Genomic DNA, 19,780 nt, shown 5'->3' on the forward strand with positions numbered 1-19,780 from the left:
TATGAAAGTTACCGTAGTAGGTGCTGGGGCCGTTGGTGCCACCTGTGCCGACAACATTGTTCGTCGGGAACTCGCCCATGAAGTTGTGCTCCTGGACATCAAGGAAGGCATCAGCGAAGGCAAATCCCTCGATATGCTTCAGGCATCTACATTGCTCGACTGCGATATTAAACTGACGGGTTCTACCAATGATTATGAGAAAACAGCCGGTTCGGATGTTGTCGTCATCACGTCTGGGCTTCCCCGTAAGCCAGGTATGACGCGCGAAGACCTCATTGGCATCAATGCCGGTATCGTGAAAGGTGTGACAGAAAACATCCTGAAACATTCGCCCGACGCCATCTTTATCATTATCTCGAACCCGATGGATACGATGACGTATCTGGCGCTGAAGTCGTCGGGCTTGCCAAAAAATCGGGTCATTGGCTTAGGAGGTGCCCTGGATTCTGCTCGCTTCAAAACGTATCTGTCACTCGCTCTAAATTGCTCGCCTAACGACCTGCAAGCCTCCGTTATTGGTGGTCACGGCGATACAACCATGATCCCGCTGACACGGTTGGCCACGAAAGCAGGTGTTCCGGTAAGCCAGTTTCTGGACGAAGAAACACTGAAAAAAGTAGCTGCCGACACGATGGTGGGCGGTGCTACGTTGACAGGACTGATTGGAACGTCGGCCTGGTATGCGCCGGGTGCTGCTGGTGCCTACATGGTTGAGAGCATTCTTCGCGATCAGAAACGTATAATTCCGTCCTGCGTGTTGCTTGAAGGCGAATACGGCCAGTCGGATATTTGCCTGGGTGTACCGGTCGTTCTGGGACGTAATGGTTGGGAAGAAATCATTGATTACAAACTAACCGACGAAGAACAGGCGGCTTTCAACAAATCGGCCGATGCCGTTCGGAACATGAATGGTGTACTGAGCACGTTGAATATCGGCGTGTAACTACAGTATAGTCCAAAATAGATCAAAAACTGACCGTTCACAGACGGTCAGTTTTTTTCGTTAACGGTTACTAAGTCTTTTGTACGAACTACCTGGGTTGATAGCGATATTGCTTCACACATTTAACGACTCCTTTAATTTATGAAAATAGCGTCTTTATTTACCCTGCTTTGTTTATGTCTTATCAATTCGGCTTTCCGGAGCGATTCTATTCAAAAATTATCAACCGATGATTTCACAACTATCTATATCTACCGAGGTGGGCAATTTTACGCGTCGGCAATAAACTATAGTATCTACGTCAATGGCGAGAAAATCTGTAAACTCAGCAATAACAAATTCATAGAGTACAAAGTAAAGCCCGGCAAACTGGCCATAACAGCGCAGCGGGGTGGCATCGAAGTATTTAAACGGGAGACTGGGCTTGATCTGGATACCGAAGCCGGAAAGAAGTACTACGTTAAAGGGGATGTAAAATCGAGTCTTACCCGAACTCGTCTGGAGATGTCGGAAGTGACAGAGAATACCGCCAATCGTGATATGAAAGATATGACGGTTGACAAATGCCAGGAGACAATGACTAATTGAGGTGCCAATGTTTACATAAAAACTGCCCCGTCATACGATGACGGGGCAGTTTTTATGTAAACCCAGCAGTGTTAAATAAATACCTGATACTGCAATGTCAACTGCCCACGGCGACCTCCTGCCGAGAGTTTCGAGGTGCCTGACGATGGTTCATAATAAGGGCGGTTCTGGTAATCGAGTGTCAACTTACCATTATGGCCTTTGATGAGGTAATTAAGGCCAATATTGTAAACACCTAACGTATTGTTTACCCGCTGGTAGTTAGCGATTTGGGCTTGTACATAGGGCATTAGCGTTCCGTTGTCAGCGCCAAACAGGTCGCGTTTCATTAAGTAGCCAACTTGACCGTAGACCACGCTTCCCGTCCCGAACATAGGGAACGTGTTTCCCTGCGAGCCTCCCAACCCACCCGGACGTTGTGCCGCAACAATGTCACTTCCAGGATTCATCGCCCCATTGAAACGAATATAGTCTTTACCATAATCGGTGTGGAAATAGCCCAGATAAGCATTGACCGCTGTCCCCTTTTCTTTGTTCAATGGCATGTCCAGGAACGACGCAACCGACCACAGATTCATGTTCTGATAGACTGTATCGCCGGGAGCTGCTACATGTACCATCGCGTTTTTCTGCGTAATAAATCCGGCCTCAACGTTGAAAACTTTCTTCGCGCCCAGGTATGTACCAGTGTTATAGCCCGGTGCCTGATGAGACTCTTTATCGAAGAATTGCCACATAAATAAGCCCTGAAACTGTTTTTCATGGCCCTTTAGCGCAAAAATAGAATTGGGACCATAGGAAGGCAGTGCCGAGCCATTGGTTTGAATCGGGAATGGATCACTGAGCGCTACGCGGTAGTCGAGGTGACCGACCTGCCCACGAGCATAAACCGTCAATTTGCGGGAGAACTGGTCCGTCTGGTCAACCGTGGCCTGCGCAAAAACCGGTACGTCCATACTCATAATGGTGGCTACGCTGGGTGCACTGAAGCGTGAAAGGCCATTAACGATAGTCAAGCCAGCACCAAGATTCAGGTAATTTTTGTTTTTAAAGACCAGGTACTCGGCAACGGCGTCGTGGAAGAACGCCTGCACTTTTCGCTGCGATGATGCCGTTTGACTAAATCCACCGTTCAGGTAGTTGAAATTGTTCATTCCGAACTGCAGGTACAGAAAAACATGGTCGCTGAGTTGACCAAACAGCTGAATCCGGGTCCGGCGCAGACCGATAGAAAACGTATTGTCTTTAGGAACGCCAATGACAGTTGTGCCTGGGTTGCTCTGATTGTATTGGAGCCAGGCCTGATTTAGAAAGGTAGCTTTAAAAAAGTGCGTTCCTGACTCGTTGAGATTATATTTCAACTCGTTCTTTTCTGCTACTGGTTTAGGTTTAGGAGCGGTTGTATCGACTGGCGTAATTTGTTGGGCAAGTGTGAGTTGAGCGGTCATCAACAAGGCACCTACCCAGACAGTTTTCGTAATTTTGGTCATGCTTACTGCTGTTTTTGGGATCGGCACAAAGGTATAACTGAGTGTGTCTGCCAGGATAAAAGATTGGTTGAAATGTAATTGGGCGTGAAGTTAATTTTCTGATAGTGAGAAATTTATAAATAGTAGAATAGATGAAAAGCGGCTTGTCCCATGGAACAAGCCGCTTTTCATCTATTCCACTGCTTATTCAAGCCAGGAAAATAGGGTCTGATGATACGTCTTAGCCCGTATTTATACTTCGGCTGGTTTAGTTGGCACAGGTTTATTTTTGTTTCCTGTCAACCGTCTATACAGGCGGCTAAACGCGTTGAATACGTTCTCGAACGTCAGATAAACGGTTGGTACCAGTACCAGCGTCAGTAAGAGAGAGCTAATCAATCCACCGATAATTACCCAGGCTAGTCCGTTTTTCGATTCCGACCCATCGCCCGTTGCCAGGGCCATTGGCAGCAGGCCAATAGCCATCGCGATGGTCGTCATCAGAATTGGTCGAATCCGTTCACGACCCGCTTCGACAAGTGCATCGATCGTGCTTTTTCCTTCCTCTTTCTGCGCATTGGCAAAGTCAACCAGCAGAATAGCGTTCTTCGCCACCAGACCGATCAGCATAATCATCCCCAACATAACGAAGAACGAGATGGCCTGTTCAGCCAGCGCCAGCGCCAGAAAGGCACCGATAACGGCCATCGGAATAGAAAACAGGACAACAAACGGCCGGAAGTACGAGTTGTAAAGCGCGACCATCAACAGATAAACAAACGTAATGGCCATGCCCAGTGCCAGCCCCAGACTGCCGAATGCATCGGATTGGCGCTCCAGATCACCTTTCAGCTTGTACGTTACGCCACCCGGTAATTGCTTCGTTTTGAGGATGTTGTCAATCTCCGTCCCGACTGTTCCGGTTGGGCGCCCTACTACGTTCGCATTGACAAATAATGACCCAACCCGATTGTAGCGAGTCAGTTGAGTAGCGCCCGTGCCCAGGGATAAATCCGCAATCTGTCGGATTTCGATGAGTTTTCCCCGAGAATCGGGTACCGTCAAGTTGCCAACGTCATCTTTATTCTGACGGTTAAACTTATTGAGTTCTACCCGAATATCGTAATCGCGGCTACCAACCCGGTATTTGCTGTCCGTATTTCCCGAAAAAGCCGTTTGTAACGTAGCGCCCACATTCGCAACGGAAACCCCATATTGCGCCATCTGGCGACGGTCGAGGTTTACTTTCAGCTCAGGTTTGGGATCATCGACTGCCAGTTCAACATCGGTGGTTCCGCTAACCGATTTGATCACCTGCTTTACAAGCGCGGCTGCCTGTTGTAAATCCTGCTGCGAATTACCCTGCAACAGAATCTGGATCGGGGCCGCGTTTGCTCCTCCTGTAATCGCCAACGGTGCCGATTTGACATTCAGGCCGGGCGTTTTCAAAATCTCCGCTTTTGTCTGAGCGGCAAACGTTTCAACCGAAATAGTACGTTCCTTCTTTGGCAGAATGGTGACCGTAATTTCGGCTTTGTGATAGGGTGTAGAGCCTAAACCGCCACCCGATGCCGAACTCGAATAACCGACGTTGCTGTTCACTTTCGTTACCAACTTGTTCTGCATCAATTGCTTTTCAATTTTCTGACAGATGCGGTTCGTTTCAGCCAGGCTGTTAAAAGGTTCGCCTTCAATCTGGATGATAAATTCACCCTGGTCACTTTGCGGGAAGAACGTAGTACCGATGAAGCCACCCGTCACGAGTCCGATAGACGCAACAAATAAGGCAATCGCTGTGAGGTATACCCAGCGTTTGTGAACCAGACTCCAGGCCAGTAGACGCGCGTAGCCATGCTTGAGCGAATCAAATTGGCCTTCAAACCACGACAGAAAACGCTTGCCGAGACCGGGGCCATTGAGGTCTGTTTCTTTGGCAAAACGCGAGGCCAGCAACGGCGTAATGGTGAACGACACGATCAACGACATGAGCGTTGAAAACACAACCACCAGCGAAAACTCCCGAATGATGTTCGCAATCAGGCCCTGCACAAATACGAGCGGTAGAAACACTACTACGTCCACCATGGTAATGGCCACGGCCGTAAAGCCAATTTCATTCCGACCATCGAGTGAGGCAGTACGTCGGTCTTTGCCCATTTCGAGGTGGCGGTAAATATTTTCCAGGACCACAATCGAGTCATCGACCAGAATACCAACCACTAGCGAAAGCGCCATCAAGGTCATCAGGTTGAGCGTGAAACCCAACAGATACATCGGCACGAACACCGAGATAATGGACGCAGGTACTGATACCATGACAATGAAGGCGTTACGTATGCTATGCAGAAATAACAACATCACCAGGGCGACCAGCACAACGGCAAACTCAAGGTCGAAAATAACTCCTTCAGCAGATGCCAGTGTATAGGTCGAGGAGTCGCTGGTAATCTCGAACTTCAGGCCAATGTTGGCATACTGTTTTTCGATACCACCCAGAATACCCCGCACCTGCTGGCTGATCGCCACGGCATTGGCATCGGTCTGTTTCTGAATGGAAATACCAACCGACTCGCGCCCGTTGATCCGGTTGATCGTCGTGGCATCGGCAATACCATCGGTAACGGTTGCTATGTCGCTCAGCACCACTTTCGTGCCATTGGCTGACGTCAACAAAGAGGCATTTCGAATCTGGTTTATGTCGGTAAACTTACCCGCCAGCCGAATCGCGTACTGGGCCTGATCGGTTTCAATCCGCCCGGTTGGGTAATCGAGGTTGGCCGAGGTAACGGCCTGCGTCACCTGCCCCAGCGAGAGGTTGTATAGTTTGAGTTTGTCTGGATCGACTCCGATGCGGATTTCGCGTCTGCGTCCGCCCGTGAGCGTTACCTGTCCGACGCCATCTACTTTGGTCAACTGCGTTCGAATCTGATCATCAACCAGATCATAGAGCTGAGTCGATCCCAGGTTGGCCCGTGCGCCCATCCGGATGACCGGTACGTCGTCTGTCGAGAATTTTTGCAGCGTTGGTGACTCAACTTCGTCCGGTAATTGCGAGAGAACCGCGTTTACTTTTCGCTGGGCATCCTGCAACGCCTGATTTGGGTCGGCATCAGAATTTAACTCTAACTGAATGATTGAGAGCCCTTCCTGACTGGTCGAGCTAATGTTTTTCAGATTTTCGAGCGACGAAACGGCATCTTCGAGTTTGCGGGTCACGGAGTTTTCGACTTCACCAGCCGCTGCGCCCGGATAAGTCGTGATGACCGTTACAACGGCTGCATCGAATTTAGGTAACAGGGTATAATTTAAGCTTTTATACGAAATAAAGCCTAAAATACCCAGGACAGTAAACGCCACCACAACCAGTGTCGGGCGTTTGATGGCTATCTCAGTTACTGACATGTATAGTTTGGTTTTTGGTATTCGGTTTACAGTATCTGGCTTGCAGTGAGTGACTAAGCGTCCGCCACCATGACCCGAATACTAAAACCGTCAGCCAGTTTGTTAAGGATTAACCGCCACTGACGTATCTGTTTGAGCCTGAGCAGGCTGGCTTTTACTCACTGTTACTTTAGCTCCGTTGGTCAGATTCAATTGACCATTGACAACAATGGGCTCGCCCTGTTTTAGCCCGTCGAGTACCTGATACAGATCGCCACTGTCGTAGCCAAGTCGAATCTTACGCAATCGCGCGATATTGTTCTGTACTACGTAGACACTCGCACTATCTGCACCACCCACCAGCGCCCGACGAGGAATGAATAAGCCCGCCAGACCATTTTTAAAGGTAAATCGAGCATTCGCCAATGTACCCGCCTTCAGCTGATTTTTACTGTTGTTATTCAGGTAGATTTCGACCGGATAATTGTGCAGATCATCGCCTTTAGGACTGATGTAGTGTATCGTTCCCGTAAACGTAACGCCCGGAAAAGCTTGCGCCGTAATGCTGGCTTTGTCGCCAAGCTGGAGTTGATAAACTGCCTGCTCCGGCACGTTGACCACCAGTTTTAGCTCCTGCAAATTAATGACCGATGCCAGCACGGCGCCAACCGCTACATACTCACCGTTTTCCACTTTTTTATCGTACACATACCCGCTGATCGGAGCGATAACGGCACCGTTGCCCAGCACCCGTTGCTGCTGTTTGGTATTCAACAAAGCTGTGGTGTACTGATCTTTATACTTCTGATACGCTTCCTGCGTTACGGCTCCACCTTTCAGCAGTCGTTCGTAACGTTCCATTTCACGTTTGGCATTTTCAACCGCCGTCTGGTTATTCTCCACTACAACGCCCTGCACGGGGTCCTCAATGTAACCGACCTGCTGCCCCTTTTTGACGAACGTACCCAGCACTAAATTGAAATTCTGGAGCTTACCACGTGTTTCGGCAATGATGTCGCCTTCGTTTCGGGCAGCCACCGTTCCCAGGAGCGAGAGTTTCTGGTCGAGACGCTCGTAGGAGACAGGCTGCACATCGACGACGGGTGTTGTCTGGAACTGTACGGACGACGTCTTGGCCGCATCAATATCTTTTTTGTTGCTTGCCAATCGGAAGCCAATCAGCGCGATCAGGCCAGCTACCGCACCTATAATGATAATTCGTTTCATGGTAACTGTTTATTTTTGGGTGACGTATTGAAGAATGGTTCCCTGCGAGTCTTCGTAATCTAATCGGGACTGATACAAGCTAATGAGCTTGTTGGCTAAATTGTTTTGAGCAGTGGTTAACGCGTCTTTGGAATCAATCAGCGTTACCGACGTAGCAATTCCTTCCTTGTATTCCAGTTCGGTAACGGTCAGAATTTTACGGGCCAGGTCGATGTTGTCGCGCTCCCGCTGAATGTCGGTCACCAGATTCTGGTAACTAACCTGTGCATTGCTGAGACTCAACTGAGCCGACTCGCGGGTTAGAATCTGCTGAAGACGTAGCGTTTCCAGGTTCAGCCGATTTTCGCGGTCACGGTATTTCCGCTGATTACCATCGAATGGCGTCCAGTTCAGCGTAAGGCCAATTGTTGAGCTTTTGAACCAGGGCTGGCTGCCATCAAGAAAGCTGAATGTCTGCCGTTGGGCATTGGTCGCATAGGTACCGTATAAACCCAGCGATGGATAATAACCCCGGTTGTTGGATTGACGATTCAGATCCTGCAACTGTGTATTTAAAACTAGCTGTCTGAAATCGGGCCGGTTCTCGAAAAAACGGCTATCCGCATTTGGGAGTTCACCCACCTGTAATTCTTTCTCGATCTCCAGGGGTTGAATCACCAGCGTTTCACTGAGCGGCATGCCCATCTGAAACTTCAACTGATTGATCGCCTGTTCGTAATTCCGGTTCGCCTGTTCCAACTGTGACTGTAGATTGTTTCGGTTCAATTGAATCCGACCAAAATCGATCTCGCGCGTGGTGCCGTTCTGCAAACGGACCCGCTCCTGCCGCAGTAATGTATCGGATGACGTTAAGTCGCGAATCGTCAGGCGCTTCTGTAAATCAATAACCAGTGTCTGATAATAGGCTCGTGCAATGTTGTAAGCTTGGGTTTGTTCCGCCTGCAACGTCGCCTGCGCCTGTACCTGAGTTGAAATTTTTGCGGCTTTCAGCGCAAGCCCAAACGATGGGTCGAAAAGCTTCTGATCGACCCGGCCCGTTAACGTAGCGCTATATTGCGTACCGAATTGCACGGGAAGAAAGGTGCCTGGTTGCCCGAAAAACTCGCCTGGTAGTAGCTGAACCGGGATTTTGACATTATCCAGCACTGATCCCGATATCCCAACCTGCGGCAGGTTTCGACCGATGACCTGCTGCGTTTGTGCTACTGAAATCTGCTCATTGATGCGGGAAATCTTAATCGTTGGATTGTTCGCCCGTGCATATTCAACACACTGCGCGAGGGTATAACCACCCGATGGTGCGCTCTGAGCGCTGGCCCAATTTGCCAGTAAGCTCAGCGTCAGCATCATCAGTGTAGTCTGCTTTATGCTTTTCATTAGTTCTGGGAATCTATTATATAGTGAAGCGGAAAAAGAGTTATAAGCTTTTTATAAATCGGCGGATGGCTCGTTCAAACAAGTGAGTGGGTTGCTTGAAGAGGGCCACCATGTTGGGATCTTCAACTTTCTCAAGCAGTTTGGCTCCCTGCTCTGGGCGAACATTGGTGATCACATTGATATAGCCCTGCATCAGGCAAAACCAGTTGAAAATCACTTCAGATATATTCTCTGTATCTGGACTGACTTCCCGAAACAGGCTCTCAATTTTCCGTTTGGCTTCCTGCATGCCCTCCCGGACCATCTCCCGTTGCTGCTCCATTCGTTCCGGGTTGTGCATCAGCCGAAACACTTCGGGCTGCTCGTGAGCAAACGTCCACTGGATCATCGACAGCTTGACAATTTTTTCCTCCGCACTCAACTCCATCGCCAGCGTGGCATCAAACGCCTTGCGGTTTGCAACATGCCCTTCCTTCACAATATTGAGCAGTACGTCCTCCTTGTTCTCAAAATGCTCGTAAACGATGGGGGCTGTGTAATCAATAGCATCGGCAATACTCCGAATCGTTACGGCATTCCAGTCTTTCTCTCGAGCGATCTGTCGGGCTGCGTCCAGAATACGTTGTCGGACTTCAGCCTTTTGTCGTGTTCTACGATCTATAACACTCATTATCTAACGTCTTACAAATTATCTAACAAAGGTAGATTTTATTTGTTTCGTTATACTCTGTTTTTGCTGAAATTTTTATAAATGGTCATTTATGAACGATAAAAGGCCGTTACATCACGATTGATATAACGGCCTTCCAGAAAAAATTACAATAATTGTTGTTTTACTTCCAGTCGCAGTCTGGCGATAACCATTCCTGGCCAGGGTCAATTGGTGCACCATCGGGGGGAGCTTGCGCACTCGACGGCCGCAGATCGGCCATGTTTCCTTCTGCCCGGCGAATCTGATCAGCAGCGAACAAATGATGAGCGGCCGTTTTCGGATTCGCGTTGGCTGCGTTGAGCTTGCCTTTTAACTGACTCAGTTTGAACGTAGCCAAGGCCCGTGCCTGAGGAGTTACGTCCTGATTGCCAGATAAGTCGATCAACTTCTGCAGAAACAACTTATCGGTCAAACGCTTTACCTCCGCCTGGTATCCATCGGCTGGATCAGCTTTATACCACGTAACATTGAGCAATTGATCGAGCATTGATTCCAAGCTCAGTTGTGCCGGGTCGATGGCCGATTGGGTCACTAATCGACTGACACGTTCAGGATTGAGCATCATCTGGAGCGTCATCCCGGCCGCAGCCTCAGGCGCTCCCATTGGGTCGAACGTAATGCCGGACCGACGTTTAAATACTTCGCGGGGGTTAGGGTCGTAGCGGAACGGGCGGGGCGGAATCAGGGACAATATTGGCTTTGGGAGCGCCAGAAAGGTTGGGTCAATTGTAGCGAGCAACGCATCCAGCGCCCGTTTCTGCTCCGGAGCGGGAACCGTCGACATCACCGGCTGACCATCACCCCGCAGCGCGTTTGTGTACGTTTGACCACCCACTACTTTGGCCGCCGATTCAACCTGATACCGGTGGAACATATACATTGGTACCAGCACTTCTTCGAGCGTTGCCATCGGTGTGCCAACCGGTATTTTCTTTTCCGAGAAATTGGCTAAGGCCATTTTCCGGACATCCGATACCCGTTTCAGTTCATCGACCGCATTGGCGCCATTGTCCCACAGGTGCGTGCCGGGGTGCGCTGAACCTTCGGGCCGGGCATCCTGATCGGTCAGGAACGTCAGGCCAGCTTTGTGCATGTCGGTCACGATTTTGTCCAGTGCCTGTTTTTCATCCGTTCCATTCGGAAATTGCTCGTAGCCGTAGCGAATGCTCCATTTGTCATAATCGCCAATGTTTTTGGCGTAGGCATCCGACAGGTCAATGCTGGCTCCTTTGATCTTGGCTACCATCGTTGGATAATCCATAACCGAAGCCCGGTTTTGCGTACTGGCGATGTAATTATGTGGCAGACCCAGCGTGTGCCCAACTTCGTGTGCGGCCAGTTGCCGTAACCGATCCAGCGACATTTGCATCATCGGGTCCGATGAGGGAGCGGCTGCACTGGCATAATCGCCTATTAACCCCTGCGCAATCAGATAATCCTGCCGGACACGTAGTGAACCCAGCGTAACCTTACCTTTAATGATCTCGCCGGTACGTGGATCGCTGATGCTGCCACCATACGACCACCCCCGCGTGGAACGGTGCACCCACTGTACAAGGTTATAGCGAACATCCATCGGATCGGCATCAGCCGGGAGCAGTTTTACCTGAAAGGCATTTTTATAGCCAGCCGCTTCAAACGCCTGATTCCACCAGGCCGTGCCTTCCATCAGCGCCGACCGAATGGGTTCGGGTGTTCCGGGGTCGATGTAGTAAATAATTGGCTTAACCGCTTCACTGACCGCTGCTGACGGGTCTTTTTTCTCCAGCCGGTGCCGCGAAATATAGCGTTTCATAATCGGTTGGCTAACGGGCGTCGCATAATCGAAATACTCGATGCCGCCGTAACCGATACGTGGGTCGAACAGCCGGGGTTTGTAGCCTGCATCCGGTAGCTGGACAAATGAATGATGCTGATGCATTGTCACGGCAGAAGGCGTTGGAACTACCTCACGTAGGTAAGCCCCTGGGTTGTCGCCTGTTAGCGTGATAATTGTTTCGAACTCGGTATTTTGTGGAAAGGCTTTGGTTCGAGGCAAATACATCGCACTACGTGCCGGATCGAATTTGAACGTGCCTTGTTTAGTGCGGGCGATGGCCTGCACGGCGCCAACGGCATCCTGCATCAGAAAAGGAGTGAGGTCCACTAATACTTTTCCACCCTCTTCCGCTACAATGTCAAATCCAGCATGAACCGATTTCGCGAAAGATTCCTCAACGGCTTTACGTTCTAGTACGTCATTCGTGATAGCGCGATAGGCGTAGTTTGATTCAATAAGCAAAACCTTCGGGCCGCTACGTTGAAATTTCACTACGTGCTCCTGGCCAAGTCGGCCCCGGTCCAGCCCGATGTCGTTAGAGCCAACGCCCTGTGCTAAAGTTGGGTAATAGAGAAACTCGGTATCGAACGTCGAGATTTCGAGCCAGATTTTGCCTTTTTTAGCATCCCAATAGTAGGTCATGAAACCGGGATTACGTTCCATACCTGTTGTGAACGTAGCAATACTGCTCGATGCGCCCGTTCCGGTAGGAGCTTGCGCCCTCAATTGATACGTAGTAATAAATAAAAAGTAGAGAAGTGTAAATAAGCGTTTTTTCATGTTGGCAGAGGTTGTATTTGACGCTCAAGATACGGGGAAAGAGCTTAAAAATTGATGGCTGATGTTTAGCCATAAAAAAACACGGCTAGTCAATCGCTTTGGTGATTGACTAGCCGTGTAGATTCCGTTGTTCAGTTGCTAACGTAATCGATCAGACCCGCGCACTAACTTTTCATCCCGACGAATGAATCGGTTGGCCAGCGCGTTGAAAACCAATGCGGCAATGATGGCATAAAAGCCAGTGAGAAACGTGCCCTGATCGGCGGGATTGCCGTAGACTTTTCCAGCGTAAAGCGTTTTATAAAGGATAATACCCATTATGGCGGTCAGCATGAGGGCATTGACGGCACATAATGCGGTTTGTGTCAGTCGGTTTTTGTACTGAAAAATGGCGTAGAATGATACCAATCCCACTAAAGCAATCAATAGGGCTAAATACCAGACGGTGTCAGCATACGTAGCTGGAGCAGTTTGTACTGGCAGGCCCGGTTGTGGTGTAACAATCTGTTCCTGTGTGTATTGCAATGCGGATAGGTGAGCCATTGCAGGCGATTGCGTGCCCGCTTTTTCCCAAATTGGATTAGCCAGCGCAAGGCACATGGCAACAGTAATAAGAAACAAAAATATTGTTTGAACGCGTTGGATCATTGGAGTTAATGTAAAATGAATACTGGATTAATGGGATGAGTTAATACGTTAGCCATTAATTGAGGGCAAAAATAGCCCAAAAACTGATAGATTATGAAAGCAGATGTTCGTCTGATGGTAACAGCCGACGGATCACATACGGTCGTCAATCAGACACTCAATAAAACATACCATTCTGTTCATGGAGCTTACCAGGAATCACAGCGGGTGTACATCGAATTAGGTCTATTGGCCGCCTTTGAAAAATTCGCTGACGATGAACTGCGTGTTTTTGAAATGGGCTTTGGTACAGGGCTCAATGCATTGCTAACAGCCCGCGAAGCACTGGATCATCAACGTCGGGTTGTATATACCACTGTTGATGCATTTCCATTAGCACTTGATCAGGCCCGCCAGCTTAACTACGATGAATTGTTTGGTACGTCCTTTCTGCCGGAACTCCATGAATCGCCCTGGCAGGAATCGATTACTGTAAATCCTTATTTTACGCTGCTTAAAATTGAAAGTCGGTTGCAGGAGTTGACTACAACCGATCGTTTCCACGTAATTTATTACGATGCCTTTGCGCCAACTGCTCAGCCCGAACTCTGGGAGCCCGAGATTTTTCAACAGCTGGCTGATTGGTTAGTACCAGGGGGCATGCTGACTACGTACTGTTCCAAGAGTTATGTGCAACGTAACATGCGGTCGGCTGGCTTGACTGTCGAAAAACACCCTGGTCCACTCGGGAAACGCGATATACTTAGGGCGATTAAGTAGACTAATGATGAGAATTACATATTTTAATCCCTAATACCAGCCGACTGACTTAATTTTCCGGGTTGCCGAGCGTTATCAATCAAACAATGAATGCTTCAACGACCTGAATACTTATGAACCGACTGTTCCTCTTTTTTTTCGCTTTTGTTTTGCTCACCATCAGCGCCTTTCGTACTACGTTGCCTACTGAGCGCTCGATCAGCAAGCCCACCGACGAACGCAAACACATTAACTGGCTGACTATTCAGGAAGCTTATGCCCTGACAAAGAAGAAGCCCAAGAAATTTGTCGTTGATGTGTATACAAACTGGTGCGGCTGGTGTAAAGTGATGGATCGAGAGACGTTTTCAAAACCAGCTATTGTTGACTACGTTAATGAAAATTTTTACCCCGTTCGGTTCAATGCGGAGCAAACTGCCGACGTGACGCTGGGTAAGGAGACATTCAAATATATTGGTGGTGGTAGCAGAGGGGTACACGAACTGGCTGCGGCTCTGTTGAAAAACCAGATGAGTTATCCGACAACAGTATTTCTGGACGAGAAATTCAATCTGATTCAACCCATTCCTGGTTATCTGGAGCCTCGTACGTTTCATCAGATTATCACATACTTTGGCAAGGATTATCATCAGAAAGAACCCTTCGATCAGTACAAGGCCGGCACCTACGCCAGAGAGTTCAGAACAGCCCTAACAGCGAATAAATAAAATTAACTTATGTAACGCGGGTGGAAATCCGCGCTTGGTAAGAGCCCAAGCGCGGATTTCCACCCGCGTTACTTATTATATTTGTAGCCTTTTATCAAGTACAACGATTTCAGATACATGAACAAACAACTGGCTTTTCTTTTTGCGACGACGGTGGCCGTCGGTTTTATGGCTGCCGATACACGCAAATTTATTGACCCTCAGAACATGGATATGTCTGTGAAACCGGGCGATAATTTTTACCAGTATGCGAACGGCAACTGGCTGAAACAGAATACTGTTCCAGCGTCCAAAACATCGTGGGGAAGCTTCAACGAACTACGGGAGAAGAGCCTTGATGCCATGAAGTCATTGCTCGATGATGCCGCCAAGACAACGACGAAAGGGCGGTTGTACCAAATGGTCGGCGATTATTATACGAGCGGAATGGATAGTGTTACGATTGAGAATCGAGGTTTTGAGCCCATCAAGCCCGAGCTTGCCCGTGTTGATAAGGTTAACAACAAACAGGCTTTTTTCGATGAACTTGCTTACCAGCGAACGCAAAGTAATGGTATGCTATTCGGGTTTTTCGTCGCACAGGATCGTAAGAATGTTAGTAAATATATGCCCCAGTTCAGTCAGGGCGGCACTACACTTCCTGATCGTGATTACTACCTGAAAAACGACGCACGTAGTGTGAAAATCCGGGATGCCTACCGCGATAATCTGACCAAAATGTTCACGCTGATTGGTGAAGAAGCGGCTCAGGCTGCCCAGCAGGCGGACGTAATTTTGAACTTCGAGACCGCATTGGCTAAAGCGCAGCTAGCTCGGGTTGAGTTACGCGATCCTTACAAGACCTACAATAAGCTTACGGTCGCCAGTTTTAACAAGCTGACACCCGGTATCAACTGGGCGGATCAATTGACGAAATTTGGCGCCAAAGGGCAGGATACCGTACTGGTGCAAAGTCCGGCGTTTTTCCGTTCGCTGGATAGTTTAGTGGCAGCCACACCTATTGAAGATTTGCGCACGTATATGCGCTGGAACATCCTGAAAGGCGCGGCTCCATACCTGAGCGATGCGTTTGTGAAACAGAGTTTTGCGTTTTCGAAAGTATTGACAGGTCAGAAAGAGCAGACGCCCCGCTGGCAACGTATCAGTGGCCTTATCGACAATTCGCTGGGTGATTTGCTAGGCCAGCTTTATGTACAGAGTTACTTCAAACCCGAGGCCAAGCAGCGCATGCTGACGTTAGTCGGGAATCTCGAAACGTCCTACAAAGAGCATATCAAAAATCTCGACTGGATGAGTGAGGAAACCAAGAAAAAAGCCCTCACTAAACTGCTGGCCTTCAAACGGAAAATTGGGTACCCGGATAAATGGAAAAACTATGAAGGCGTCACCATTGCGCGAAACGATTTCTATGGCAACGTGAAATCGGCGAGTAAGTGGTCGTACAACTACATGATTAACCGATTGGGTAAGCCGGTTGACAAGATGGAGTGGGGCATGACACCGCCAACAGTGAATGCCTATTATAATCCAGTCAACAACGAAATCGCTTTTCCGGCCGCTATTCTGCAATTTCCCTTCTTCGACTTCGAGGCCGACGATGCCATTAATTATGGCGGAATTGGAGCCGTAATTGGTCACGAAATGACCCACGGCTTCGATGATCAGGGACGACAATATGATTCTGATGGAACACTACGTGACTGGTGGACCAAAGCTGATGCTGATAATTTCAAAAAACGGGCTGATCAGGTAAAAGATCAATTCTTTGGATTTAAAGTGCTTGATTCGATCAAAGTAAATGGTCAGTTAACGCTGGGCGAAAATCTAGCCGATCTTGGTGGCCTGACTATTGCCTACGATGCTTTTAAAAAAACGGCTCAAGGTAAGTCGAGCGGCAAAAAAAGTATGATTGATGGCTTCACACCCGATCAGCGATTTTTTCTGTCGTGGGCGCAAGTCTGGCGAATTAACGTACTGCCAGAAACCCAGGCTCAATTGATCATGACCGACCCACACGCGCCGGGTCTTTATAGGTGCAATGGACCATTGTCAAATATAAATGCCTGGTATCAGGCGTTCAATGTTCAGCCCGGCGATAAAATGTATAAAAAGCCTGAGGATCGGATTAAGGTTTGGTAAACGAGATAACGCAGTAGAGAGCCGTGCTCAAGCAATTGGGTGCGGCTTTCTGTTTTACAATGCATACATAGTTTGCTTAACTTTCAGGGCGTTTTAGTACTACGCTTCTTATGAATTCATTCTCGAAAGCGTATAAAATTCCTTACCTGTTACATGAAAACATCTTATCTTTTTCTGGTATTGACTGCTATAGGGCTGTCGTGCCAGACCAAACCCAAACAGGAGACTGCCACTACGTCCATAGCCACAGAGGATAGTGCCTCGGCGTTGGCAAAACGTCCTGGTCCAGACACCCCAAGATCAGCGGCCGACCGGTTGGTGAGAGCCCTTTATTTCGAACACAACAAGAAAGAGAATCCATTTCAGGAGAAGAAAGATCGTACGTTGGTGGACCAGTTTTTTGCAAAACCCACCGCCGATCTGATCTGGAGCGATGCGTTGAAATCGGCCGGTAAAGTGAACCGATCAAAAATAAACCTTCTCTTTAATGCACCCGATGCAGCCGTCAAGAAAACCTGGGTGCTTCCTGCAATCGTAGGCGGTTCAAGAGCGATCGTGTACGTAACATTCGAAAACAAAGGCAAAGTTGAGGAAGTCAGGATTGACATGCAGCAGATTAGCGGTCGTTGGCGAATTACAGAGATGGTTTATCCTGACGGGAAACGGCTAACTCAATTACTACAATAGCGGATGCCTAAGCGAAATAGCTAACTACGTGTATTTTAAGCACAATAATGATAACTTTTCACTCATAGACTTTACAACCTATGGGCAAGGGAGTATCTCATTATAAAAGTGAACCATAAATTATTTTTAATTGATCTGTTGACAACGTCGCAAAAACGTGTAATTTTGCAACTCCAAACCGGAAAGGGGGCGGGAAATGTTCTTTTACTAGTGAATTTCGGGGAGTTTCCAGAGTGGCCAAATGGATCAGACTGTAAATCTGCTGGCGTACGCCTTCGGAGGTTCGAATCCTCCACTCCCCACAAAAAAGTCGCGAGTCGACAGGCAATAGTAAGTTTACAGTAAAGACTATTGACTGATGACTATCGACTCTCTTGCGGAAGTAGCTCAATTGGTAGAGCGATAGCCTTCCAAGCTATAGGTTGCGGGTTCGAGACCCGTCTTCCGCTCAATGGCACATGGCCCTTAGCTGACCATCGTTTTTAACGACTGAGTGCTAATGGCTAATGACTGGTTAAAGCAAGCCGTTATAGCTCAGTGGTAGAGCACTTCCTTGGTAAGGAAGAGGTCCGGGGTTCAAATCCCCGTAACGGCTCAGGACTTCGTGAAGAAGTCTTTTTGAGTTTTAAGCTAAAACGGCGTCAGACCTCAATAGGGTGATCTCGTTCGGCTTAATTGACGTTAAGCGAGTTCATCCAATAACAAAAACAGTTCACAATAGCGTTTTAAAAACATGGCAAAAGAGAATTTTGACCGCTCGAAACCGCACGTAAACATCGGTACGATTGGTCACGTTGACCACGGTAAAACGACGCTGACGGCTGCCATTACGAAAGTGCTGGCCGGAAAGGGTCTGGCCGCAATTCGGGACTTTTCCTCGATTGACAACGCTCCTGAAGAAAAAGAGCGCGGTATCACCATCAATACATCGCACGTTGAATATTCAACCGCGAATCGCCACTATGCACACGTTGACTGCCCAGGCCACGCTGACTATGTGAAAAACATGGTTACGGGTGCTGCTCAGATGGACGGAGCTATCCTCGTGGTAGCTGCAACAGACGGCCCAATGCCACAAACGCGTGAGCACATCCTGCTTGCCCGTCAGGTTGGTGTGCCTCAGCTTGTTGTGTTCATGAACAAAGTGGACATGGTCGACGATCCAGAATTGCTCGAACTCGTTGAGATGGAAATCCGCGAGCTATTGAGCTTCTATAACTTTGACGGCGACAACATCCCGGTTATTCAAGGTTCGGCTCTTGGTGGTCTGAACGGCGATGCTAAATGGGTTGCTACCATTGAAGAGTTGATGCAGAGTGTGGATGATTTCATTCCCCTGCCTCCTCGTATGACCGAATTGCCGTTCCTGATGCCAGTGGAAGATGTATTCTCGATCACAGGTCGTGGTACAGTTGCTACAGGTCGGATCGAGCGCGGAATCATCAACTCGGGTGAGCAAGTTGAAATCCTGGGTATGGGTGCCGAAAACCTGAAATCAGTTGTAACGGGTGTTGAAATGTTCCGGAAAATTCTGGACCGTGGGGAAGCCGGTGACAACGTAGGTCTTCTGCTCCGTGGTATTGAAAAAACCGATATCCGTCGTGGTATGGTTATTTGCAAACCAGGTTCAGTAACTCCACACTTGAAGTTCAAAGCTGAGGTTTATGTACTCTCGAAAGAGGAAGGTGGCCGTCACACGCCGTTCTTCAATAAGTACCGTCCACAGTTTTACTTCCGCACCACAGACGTAACAGGCGAAATTACATTGCCTGCCAACGTTGAAATGGTGATGCCTGGTGATAACATCACAATTGAAGTAAGTCTGATCAACAAGATCGCTATGGAAAAAGGTCTACGTTTCGCTATTCGCGAAGGTGGCCGTACCGTAGGTGCTGGTCAGGTAACGGAAATTCTTGACTAGTATTCATAAGAGTTCGTATATAACAAAAGCCTTTCCCAACGGAGAGGCTTTTGTTATTTTAAGCTTAACCAACAAAATATCACTTATATAAAGGCTATTATATAGGTTTTCGAATGCAAATTTGATACCGTGATACCACTCACCTAACAGCGTTGCCATCTTGCTACCGATTGACGTCACATTTAGTATCTTAGCGGACTTCTAGAAGTGCATGTAGGGAATGTAAGATACATCAGATGCACAGCACTAAACGTTCATATCAATCTAATATTCTGCATCGCTGCCAGATAGAGTCCTCACCACCTTTCTCCACTTTTGACTATTCTTAGCTAACGTCACTGCGTGACGGGTCTGATGACTATGCAACAAAGCATGTTAGCCTGTTAGAAAGTAAAAAGAGTTGTTTAAGTGAGAGTTTCAATTATTGTTTGGTGAAAACTCTGTGGTCGTAATGACGTTGATTGACAGATAAAATGATATATAGCGACTACTGAATCATTGCTATATCACTACCCTAAATCCTGTTTATGAACAATTTTTGAAAGAGAAGAAGAAAATTTACCTTGACACTACAATAATTAAAGAATATTCCATAATTTTGCAGTCCGAAAACAAGTTGCCAG

The 19,780-nt window shown here is 48.2% G+C and carries 14 protein-coding genes and 3 tRNA genes; 10 read left to right on the plus strand and 7 right to left on the minus strand.

Translation table 11 applies throughout. The features are described 5' to 3' along the window. Position 1 precedes the first annotated feature (1 nt). Together mdh and BM202_RS27360 are read left to right on the plus strand one after the other, a co-directional pair. A complete protein-coding gene (mdh, locus tag BM202_RS27355; RefSeq protein WP_093832208.1) occupies positions 2-943 on the plus strand; it encodes a malate dehydrogenase in 942 nt (313 codons plus the stop codon). A 141-nt stretch (positions 944-1,084) separates the two neighbouring features. Further along, on the plus strand, positions 1,085-1,531 hold the full coding sequence (locus tag BM202_RS27360) for a DUF2846 domain-containing protein (RefSeq protein ID WP_093832210.1): 447 nt from the start codon (positions 1,085-1,087) through the stop codon (positions 1,529-1,531). A 71-nt stretch (positions 1,532-1,602) separates the two neighbouring features. On the opposite strand, the gene BM202_RS27365 is transcribed toward BM202_RS27360, so the two are convergent. From BM202_RS27365 to BM202_RS27395, 7 genes are all read right to left on the minus strand, one after another. Continuing rightward, a complete protein-coding gene (locus BM202_RS27365) occupies positions 1,603-3,021 on the minus strand; it encodes a hypothetical protein (RefSeq protein WP_093832212.1) in 1,419 nt (472 codons plus the stop codon). A gap of 231 nt (positions 3,022-3,252) precedes the next feature. Next, positions 3,253-6,402, minus strand: a complete 3,150-nt coding sequence (locus tag BM202_RS27370; RefSeq protein WP_093832214.1) for an efflux RND transporter permease subunit — start codon at positions 6,400-6,402, stop codon at positions 3,253-3,255. A 102-nt stretch (positions 6,403-6,504) separates the two neighbouring features. Continuing rightward, positions 6,505-7,608, minus strand: coding sequence for an efflux RND transporter periplasmic adaptor subunit (locus BM202_RS27375; RefSeq protein ID WP_093832216.1), 1,104 nt, complete (start codon positions 7,606-7,608; stop codon positions 6,505-6,507). A gap of 9 nt (positions 7,609-7,617) precedes the next feature. Further along, positions 7,618-8,985, minus strand: coding sequence for a TolC family protein (locus BM202_RS27380; RefSeq protein ID WP_093832218.1), 1,368 nt, complete (start codon positions 8,983-8,985; stop codon positions 7,618-7,620). A gap of 40 nt (positions 8,986-9,025) precedes the next feature. Next, positions 9,026-9,655, minus strand: a complete 630-nt coding sequence (locus BM202_RS27385) for a TetR/AcrR family transcriptional regulator (protein WP_093832220.1) — start codon at positions 9,653-9,655, stop codon at positions 9,026-9,028. A gap of 163 nt (positions 9,656-9,818) precedes the next feature. Then, positions 9,819-12,296 (minus strand): zinc-dependent metalloprotease, encoded by a 2,478-nt coding sequence (locus BM202_RS27390; RefSeq protein ID WP_093832222.1) that lies wholly within the window; start codon positions 12,294-12,296, stop codon positions 9,819-9,821. Between the two features lie 138 nt (positions 12,297-12,434). Continuing rightward, positions 12,435-12,944 carry a DUF4293 domain-containing protein gene (locus BM202_RS27395; protein WP_093832224.1) on the minus strand — a complete coding sequence of 170 codons (510 nt, stop codon included), beginning with the start codon at positions 12,942-12,944 and terminating at the stop codon, positions 12,435-12,437. A 93-nt stretch (positions 12,945-13,037) separates the two neighbouring features. Between BM202_RS27395 and mnmD the strand changes: the two genes are divergently transcribed. From mnmD to tuf, 8 genes are all read left to right on the plus strand, one after another. Beyond that, positions 13,038-13,703 (plus strand): tRNA (5-methylaminomethyl-2-thiouridine)(34)-methyltransferase MnmC2, encoded by a 666-nt coding sequence (gene mnmD, locus BM202_RS27400; protein ID WP_093832226.1) that lies wholly within the window; start codon positions 13,038-13,040, stop codon positions 13,701-13,703. A 113-nt stretch (positions 13,704-13,816) separates the two neighbouring features. Continuing rightward, a complete protein-coding gene (locus BM202_RS27405) occupies positions 13,817-14,410 on the plus strand; it encodes a thioredoxin family protein (protein ID WP_093832228.1) in 594 nt (197 codons plus the stop codon). A gap of 117 nt (positions 14,411-14,527) precedes the next feature. Continuing rightward, positions 14,528-16,549 (plus strand): M13 family metallopeptidase, encoded by a 2,022-nt coding sequence (locus BM202_RS27410; protein WP_093832230.1) that lies wholly within the window; start codon positions 14,528-14,530, stop codon positions 16,547-16,549. A 153-nt stretch (positions 16,550-16,702) separates the two neighbouring features. Further along, entirely contained in the window at positions 16,703-17,236 is a 534-nt protein-coding gene (locus BM202_RS27415; RefSeq protein ID WP_093832232.1) for a hypothetical protein, read from the plus strand. A 219-nt stretch (positions 17,237-17,455) separates the two neighbouring features. Further along, a tRNA-Tyr gene (locus BM202_RS27420) sits at positions 17,456-17,538 on the plus strand. A 74-nt stretch (positions 17,539-17,612) separates the two neighbouring features. Further along, positions 17,613-17,685: transfer RNA gene (locus tag BM202_RS27425), tRNA-Gly, on the plus strand. A 74-nt stretch (positions 17,686-17,759) separates the two neighbouring features. Further along, positions 17,760-17,831, plus strand: a tRNA-Thr gene (locus BM202_RS27430). Positions 17,832-17,969: 138 nt separating this feature from the next. After that, positions 17,970-19,157: an elongation factor Tu gene (gene tuf, locus BM202_RS27435; RefSeq protein WP_093832234.1), complete on the plus strand. Its 1,188-nt coding sequence runs from the start codon at positions 17,970-17,972 to the stop codon at positions 19,155-19,157. The last annotated feature ends 623 nt before the right edge of the window (positions 19,158-19,780 follow it).

It is taken from the genome of Spirosoma endophyticum (assembly GCF_900112365.1).
In the GTDB taxonomy this organism is placed as follows: Bacteria; Bacteroidota; Bacteroidia; order Cytophagales; family Spirosomataceae; genus Spirosoma; species Spirosoma endophyticum.